The 7,681-nt window shown below is 47.1% G+C and carries 7 protein-coding genes; all 7 read left to right on the forward strand.

The genetic code is table 11. The annotated features are described in order from the left end of the window. The first annotated feature begins 76 nt into the window (after positions 1-76). Entirely contained in the window at positions 77-1,672 is a 1,596-nt protein-coding gene (gene dsrK / locus AB1797_05525) for a sulfate reduction electron transfer complex DsrMKJOP subunit DsrK (GenBank protein MEW5767075.1), read from the forward strand. A gap of 270 nt (positions 1,673-1,942) precedes the next feature. After that, positions 1,943-2,335, forward strand: a complete 393-nt coding sequence (gene dsrJ, locus AB1797_05530) for a sulfate reduction electron transfer complex DsrMKJOP subunit DsrJ (protein ID MEW5767076.1) — start codon at positions 1,943-1,945, stop codon at positions 2,333-2,335. Between the two features lie 2 nt (positions 2,336-2,337). After that, entirely contained in the window at positions 2,338-3,111 is a 774-nt protein-coding gene (dsrO, locus tag AB1797_05535) for a sulfate reduction electron transfer complex DsrMKJOP subunit DsrO (GenBank protein MEW5767077.1), read from the forward strand. 904 nt (positions 3,112-4,015) lie between these two features. Continuing rightward, positions 4,016-5,164: a sulfate reduction electron transfer complex DsrMKJOP subunit DsrP gene (gene dsrP / locus AB1797_05540; protein MEW5767078.1), complete on the forward strand. Its 1,149-nt coding sequence runs from the start codon at positions 4,016-4,018 to the stop codon at positions 5,162-5,164. 87 nt (positions 5,165-5,251) lie between these two features. Continuing rightward, a complete protein-coding gene (locus AB1797_05545) occupies positions 5,252-6,448 on the forward strand; it encodes a phosphotransferase (GenBank protein ID MEW5767079.1) in 1,197 nt (398 codons plus the stop codon). Positions 6,449-6,587: 139 nt separating this feature from the next. Then, positions 6,588-6,848, forward strand: a complete 261-nt coding sequence (locus AB1797_05550) for a hypothetical protein (protein ID MEW5767080.1) — start codon at positions 6,588-6,590, stop codon at positions 6,846-6,848. A 136-nt stretch (positions 6,849-6,984) separates the two neighbouring features. Next, the coding region (locus tag AB1797_05555) for a hypothetical protein (GenBank protein MEW5767081.1) at positions 6,985-7,681 on the forward strand (697 nt) is incomplete at its 3' end.

Below are 7,681 nucleotides of genomic sequence, written 5' to 3' on the forward strand. Positions count from 1 at the left end.
AAACACCCGGCCTAGGGGGGCGTGGCAAATAAAAAAACACCCCCCCCCCGCCATTCGAAATTGGTAAGGAGTGACCATGGCTAAAGAACCGAAACCGGAAGAGATATCCCGAATAAATTATCAGCCTCCTTCAAAGGAGTGGATGGATATCCGTCTTGAAATTAGGGAGGGTATGTTTTGTTGGGGTGCCAAGGAGCAAAGTCTTCAAACCGTAGATTTCCCAAATGCCAGATCGTGGTCACCAGTGGAAGAGGACTGGAAGCTTCCTGAAAACTGGAAGGACATAGTTCTAAAGGGAATGGCGGAGAGGCTGGAAAGGTACCGTTCTTTCAAGATCTTTATGGACATCTGTGTCAGGTGCGGGGCGTGTGCTGACAAGTGTCACTTCTTTCTGGGCACTGGCGACCCTAAAAATATGCCGGTCTTGAGAGCGGAACTCCTGCGATCAATATACAGGAAGGATTTTACCAGAGCCGGAAGGATATTGGGGCGCCTGGCCGGCGCCAGAGACCTTACTTACGAGGTGCTGAAAGAGTGGTGGTACTATTTCTATCAATGCTCCGAATGCCGGCGCTGCTCTGTCTTTTGTCCCTACGGCATCGACACGGCTGAGGTCACTATTATCGCCAGAGAGCTGCTTAACCTGTTAGGTCTAAATATAGAATGGATTGCCGGACCAGTGGCCAATTGCTTTATGAAGGGAAATCACTTAGGCCTTGAACCGCATACTATTAAGAGCAGCCTCGAATTTCTGGTAGATGAAATAGAGGAAATAACAGGTGTTAAGGTGGAGCCGACCTTCAATAGAAAGGGAGCGGAAATACTCTTTGTCGCCCCTTCCGGTGACCTTTTCGCTGATCCGGGCACTTATACCTGTATGGGGTATCTCATGCTGTTTCACGAGATCGGACTCGATTACACCTGGAGCACCTATGCCTCTGAAGGAGGGAATTTTGGATTCTTTACCTCCAATGAGATGGCCAAAAGGCTTAATGCCAAGATATACGCCGAAGCCAAGAGATTAGGGGTAAAGTGGATTATTGGCGGGGAGTGCGGTCATATGTGGCGGGTTCTAAACCAGTACATGGATACCTGGAACGGGCCGGCCGATTTTCTGGAAGAACCTGTCTCTCCGATAACCAACACCAAGTTTGAGAATGCCAAAGCCACGAAGATGGTTCATATCTCAGAATTCACCGCTGATTTAATCAAACAGGGGAAACTCAATCTTGACCCAAGTCGAAATGATCATTTGAAGGTAACCTTTCATGATTCCTGCAACACTTCCCGAGGTATGGGACTTCTGGATGAACCGCGGTATATTATAAAAAATACGTGCAACTATTTCTATGAAATGCCTGATAATACCATTCGGGAAAAGACCTTCTGTTGTGGAAGCGGCTCGGGTCTAAATGCCTCAGAGAATATGGAGCTGAGATTAAGAGGAGGACTACCCAGGGCCAACGCCGTAAAGTATGTTCATGAGAAATATGGGGTAAATATGCTGGCCTGTATTTGCGCCATTGACCGGGCCGCTCTTCCGCCCCTAATGAATTATTGGGTGCCTGGGGTGGGTGTGACCGGTGTGACCGAGTTAGTGGGCAATGCCCTGATAATGAAAGGAGAGGGCGAGAGAACCACTGACCTGCGGGGTGAAGATCTTCCTAACTGATTGTAAGCCTGGATGATGCCATAGATAAAGAAGTTGAAACAGCTTGGGACGCAGTAATTATTCAGCCACTGATTAACATAGATTAGCATGGATAAATAAAAGAGTTGAACTTAAATAATTCATATATTAAAAAATCAGTGTTTCATCCGTGTAAATCCGTGGCTGAATAGTTGCGGGACGTATTAAAAGTCGGGCCGACGAAATTAAGAGCGGTAAGGCAAAAGGTAAACCGGCCGAAGAAATACTTGCCGAGATTGGAGGACAATGAAGATGTATGATAAAGGTAAAATAATCGCCGGGCTGATTATCTTTATGGCTTTGGCCACCTTTCCCTTCTTCTATAATAAAGGGAAGGCTGCCTCTGCGCCGGAGCCCAGTCTTGACACGCCTGTCATTCAGCAGATGTCTGAGAAACAATGTGTAAAGTCCGCCGAGTTCATGAGAGCTAACCATATGAAATTGCTTAACGAGTGGAGAGACTCGGCCGTTCGTGATGGCCAGAGGGAATACGGCCTTATTGATGGAATTAAGTATGACAAAAGTCTTCAGAAAACTTGTATGCACTGTCATTCGAATAAAAAGTCCTTTTGTGACAGGTGTCACACCTATGCTAATGTAAGCGTTTATTGCTGGGATTGCCATATTGAGCCGAAGGGAGAATAGCGATGAAGATAAATAGAAGAGAATTCTTGAAGATGGCCGGGGCTTCTACTTTATTGGGGATAGGCGGTGGTTCAATCTTTGAACTGCTCGCCCCGGGGGAGTTGGAAGCCTCAAGGAAGGAAAAGCCGGCCGGCCAAAGGGCGGCAATGGTTATTGATATGAGCAAGTTTGGGGCAGATGAGTATAAAAGGTGCATTGAAGCCTGCCACGCTATCCATAATGTTCCTGAAATCCCTAATCCTAAACATGAGGTTAAATGGCTCTGGACGGAAAATTTTGGGCAGGTCTTTCCAGGTCATGCGGATGAATATATGGCTGAGGGTTTGGTCGGTAGACCTTTCCTGGTGTTGTGTAATCACTGCGATAATCCCCCCTGTGTCAGGGTCTGTCCTACTAAGGCCACATTCAAGAGAGAAGACGGGATTGTAGCGATGGACTATCACCGCTGTATCGGATGCCGGTTTTGTATGGCCGCTTGTCCTTTTGGAGCCAGAAGCTTCAACTGGAATGACCCCCGTCCCTTTATTAAAGAACCAAACCACAAGTTTCCCACCAGGACAAAAGGGGTGGTCGAAAAGTGCAATTTCTGTCTCGAAAGGCTGGCTGACGGCGATCCTCCCGCCTGTGTGGAGAAATCGAATAGCGCCTTGGTCTTTGGTGATCTGGGAGATAGCGGCTCAGAAGTCAGGGAAATACTTCGGAAAAACTATGCCATAAGGCGCAAGCCTGAGCTCGGGACGTATCCCAGTGTGTATTACATAGTAGGGCAGGGTTGAATACCCACTTAGGCGGTGGAAATAAATAACTGATCGATTTCGGCTTGGTGGCCTACTTACGTTGAACGGCAGGTAGAGTGAGCCATTCCGAAAGGGGCCAGACGTGATCGGTAAGGCCAACCGCCATCACTGGGGGCCGAGCCTAATACCTTCCATCTGCAACTTTTATCGGCAAACCTGGGTATATTCTTCTTATAGTAGACGACTTAAATAAGTTGACATGCGACTGTTTGTCATTGCGAGGAGCAAAGCGACGAAGCAATCTATTAAAGAAATGAGATTGCTTCGCTTCGCTCACAATGACAACTTTTAGTAACCGTTCAGCCACAGATGCACACAGATGAAACACGGAAAATCCGTGAGCCGTGTCCGTGATTCGGGTCTGTCCTTAGGCTGTAGGGACAACCCTTGTGGTTGTCCGTCTACGGAACGGACATGGACAAGCACGGACAGGGACAAGCCCTGTCCCTACACTTCCGCCTTCTGTCCTGTGTTATTTATCTGTGCTAATCCGTGCAGCTATACCTGAACGGTTACAACTTTTATTAGTCGTTCACTATAAAGGCCACCAAGGAAACTTTTGGACTTTGGACAAAATGACCACTACAAATCCAAAAATCAACATGAGGCAAGGACGCCGAAGTCGCTTCCCATCGAGCTTCTCTGCAACAGGAAGTGACTTCAGAGGGAGACACCGGGAATTATTCGGGGGTTTGAGCAAAATGGGGCTTTGCTCAAACCCCTGAATAATTCAGCTACTCTCCTCCTGACGGAAGCCAGAAACAGCAAGGATTCGCTTGTGATGCGCTTTCGATGGCATCCTTGATTCGCCTCCCGGCCGTCAAATGGCCCTGAATTTGTCCAAAGTCCAAAGATAATAATAGGGAAATAGGGAGGTTTAATAATGCTCGAAAAAGCGCTAACAGGTAATCAAAGATACTGGAGCTGGATGTTTATTTTACTGGCGATAATAGGGGTAGGTTTTATCTGCTATCTAAAACAGTTCCAGGAGGGACTGGGCATAACAGGCATGAGCCGGGATGTTTCCTGGGGGCTTTATATCTCTCAGTTTACTTTCCTGGTGGGGGTGGCTGCCTCGGCGGTTATGGTGGTTCTACCCTATTATCTGCATAATTATAAAGTATTCGGGAAGGTCACCATTTTAGGCGAATTTCTGGCCATCGCCTCGGTGCTTATGTGTGGATTGTTCATTTTTGTGGATATGGGGCAACCCACCCGTATTTTGAATATCCTACTTCACCCCACGCCTAACTCTGTTATATTCTGGGATGTGATCGTCCTTAATGGCTATCTCTTCCTTAACCTTTTGATCGGCTGGACCGTATTGGGCGCTGAACATAAAGGGGTGGCGCCTCCGGCCTGGGTAAAACCATTTATCTATCTATCTATCCCGTGGGCCGTCAGTATTCACACGGTGACGGCCTTTCTCTATGCCGGACTCCCGGGAAGGCACTTCTGGTTAACAGCTATTATGGCCGCCCGTTTTTTAGCCTCGGCTTTTGCCAGTGGACCAGCCTTACTGATTATCCTCTGTCTGCTGGTAAGAAAATATACCAAATTTGATCCGGGGAAAGAAGCCGTTCAGGGGTTGGGGAAGATTGTTACCTATGCGATGATCGCCAATGTATTCTTTCTCGGGCTGGAACTTTTTACCGCCTTTTATAGTAATATACCCGGACATATGCATTCCTTCGAGTATCTTTATGCTGGTCTAGATGGATATGGAAGGCTTATTCCTTTAATGTGGACATCGGCTCTTCTGGCCGTGTTATCCCTTGTCCTTTTGATTAATCCCGGGACGCGAAATAATGAACGCACCCTGGCCGTTGCCTGTGGAACTGTCTTTATTTCCTTATGGATCGACAAGGGATTTGGCCTGGTGGTCGGCGGATTTGTGCCTAATCCCTTGGAAAGAGTAACCGAATATTGGCCCACACTTCCTGAATCCCTTATCTCTCTGGGTATTTGGGCGATCGGATTCCTGACACTCACTGCCCTTTATAAGATAGCTGTTTCAGTTAAGAGTTATTGAAGCTCCCTCTGGGATAATCCTTCCCTCTCATTCTTACGGCTTTTCAGAGAAGAAAAGTGTATCCAGTTTCTGAAAAGGGCAGGTCCAATGAATAACCCTCTCTTCCCCCCACATCTTTCGGTAGAGGTAGAAAATATCCTGGGAGTCAAGGAACCTTTTCTCTCTTTAATCAAACTCCCCGGAGATGCCTCCAATAGAGAATTCTATCGGCTTAATATAGCATCGTCTCCTGCCACAACCAAACGATCCTCGATCCTCGATGCTAGATCCTCGAGCCTCCAACCTCCAGCCTCCAGCCTCGGGCCTCGGGCCTCCAGCCTCGAGCCTCGAGCATCGAGCATCGAGCATCGAGGCTCGAGCCTCGAGTATCCCGCTTCATGGTCTGGTAATGACCATCCCCCTTCTTTAGTCCTAATGAAGGTTTTTGAGCCGGAAGCTGGAAAAACCTTCCTCAATGTCCAAGATTATCTTTACCGCTGCCAGGTTCCTGTCCCAAAACTCTATGGTTACCATCTGGAAAAAGGACTTATCTTTATGGAAGACCTGGGGGATGACACCCTTGAATTAGAAGTCAAGAATATCTCAGGCTCATCCCCATCTTCCTTAATAAAATATTACCATCAAGCCATAGATTGCCTTCTTGATATGCAGTTAAAAACTACCCTGAACAGAGACCCAGGCTGCCTGGCCTTCAGTTTGGCCTTTGATGTGGATAAGTTTATGTTTGAGTTTGACTTTTTTATTCAGAATGTCATCCTGAAACATAAGGCTAAAAAAATCAGGCCAAAAGACGAAAAGGAGATTAAAAAACAATTCCTCTCTATTGCCAGTCGGCTTAGTGAAGAACCGCGGTATTTTACTCATCGGGATTACCACAGCCGAAACCTCCTTATCTTTCAAGACAAAATAAGAATGGTGGATTTTCAGGATGCCAGAATGGGACTCTGCCAGTATGACCTGGCTTCCTTGCTGAGAGATTCTTACGTGGTTCTGGACAATAATCTTAGAGCCGATTTGATCAACTACTACCTTGACGGCAAGGAGGGGTTAGAAGGCCGGCCTGTGGACAGGGATAAATTCAAGGAGATATTCGATTATACCTGTCTGCAGCGAAACCTTAAGGCCGCCGGCTCCTTTACCTACCTTACCTACGAGAAAAACAAGCCGAACTTCCTTCAATATTTGCCAGACACCTTTACTTACGTCAAAGAAAACCTGTTTCAGCATCCCGAATTGACCACACTTCATCAACTTCTATCAGAATATGTAGAGGAGATAAGGTAATCGGCCCTGATTTTTTCTTGACATCGGGCTTGATGGAGTGGTATTATTTAGATGAAGCAAGAATGGGGACTCATTTCATCATTCCCCTGATTGTGAAAGTCAGCCAAGATTATGAGGTCAAGATAAGAAGGAGGAGACTATGGAAATATTTGGAGTAGCGATCACTCTTTTATCCATTGTTCTTGCCTATCTTGCTTGGAGTAATGGAAAGTGGATGAAGGAGAATCTGAAGACTCAAACTGAGATGCTTTCAAAACAAGGAGAAATGCTCTCAAAACAAGGAGAAATACTCGGTGGGATAAAGGATCTTATAGTTGAGGAAGCTCGTTTAACTCGGGAGTTGATCGAACGCGAAGCCCAAGCAACAAGGGAGTTAGTAGCCAGACTTGCTGTTAGATAATCTGTCCTCTTTGGCTTCCGGATAATCCTCATTCTCACCGTGTAACCGTTCACCTCACCACGGAGACACAGAGACACTGAGAAAAATCGGCATCGTTTCAAAACTGAGGAATAGAAGCTTTACAATTTCCCCAAAGATGGTATACTTTGAATATATCCCAATCACACCACTAATCGGACTACTACAAGGAGGTTCAAATGAAGGATACCATCACTCTGCTGAATACAAGGCAACTACTCAGTGCAAGAAAGAAACCACCCTGGAAGTCCAGGAGAAACTGAGTCAAGCCAGGGCGGAATCTCTGCGTCTGGCAGAACTACATGATGCATTCGCCGAGTACTGTTCTTGGGTCGCCGATGCATTTCAGGTTGTTGACCTGCGCCGCGGCGAAATACGCGACCGAGAAATCAATGAATGGCTGCTCGACGAAGCTATTTCCAAGATGTCTCAACTGGACCATCCCGAGGTGGTCAAGATGAGCGAGCGCCTGGACAAACATAAACCATACCTTTTGATTTACCTTGACTGGCTTCAGTCACAATTGTCTCCTCTGCTGGCAGACCTGCATGCCTATCTGGATGACCCAGAACTCGAAAAGGCGGTCGTGCAAGCCGTGGCCCGTCACTGGCGACTAAAACACGAAGTCAAGAGCATGCAGCATCGTGCTTTCCGCCCGTCTCTGGAACGTGCCGAAGCCGAGTGCGCCATCTGGGTCGAAGGTGACGCTTTCCTGGAACAATGGGCTAATAAAGTAGACACCCTTTTAGAATCTACCCAGCGCGCCAGTTCAGCAGTGGAGAACATCAATAGCATCTTCAAGCCTTTAGTAGACC

This window comes from bacterium, from assembly GCA_040753085.1.
In the GTDB taxonomy this organism is placed as follows: domain Bacteria; phylum UBA9089; class JASEGY01; order JASEGY01; family JASEGY01; genus JASEGY01.

Excerpts from the sequence above, each read along its gene's own strand:
- dsrK (MEW5767075.1), top strand. The coding sequence starts at position 77 with ATGGCTAAAGAACCGAAACCGGAAGAGATATCCCGAATAAATTATCAG.
- AB1797_05545 (MEW5767079.1), top strand. The coding sequence starts at position 5,252 with ATGAATAACCCTCTCTTCCCCCCACATCTTTCGGTAGAGGTAGAAAAT.
- AB1797_05550 (MEW5767080.1), top strand. The coding sequence starts at position 6,588 with ATGGAAATATTTGGAGTAGCGATCACTCTTTTATCCATTGTTCTTGCC.
- dsrJ (MEW5767076.1), top strand. The coding sequence starts at position 1,943 with ATGTATGATAAAGGTAAAATAATCGCCGGGCTGATTATCTTTATGGCT.
- dsrO (MEW5767077.1), top strand. The coding sequence starts at position 2,338 with ATGAAGATAAATAGAAGAGAATTCTTGAAGATGGCCGGGGCTTCTACT.
- dsrP (MEW5767078.1), top strand. The coding sequence starts at position 4,016 with ATGCTCGAAAAAGCGCTAACAGGTAATCAAAGATACTGGAGCTGGATG.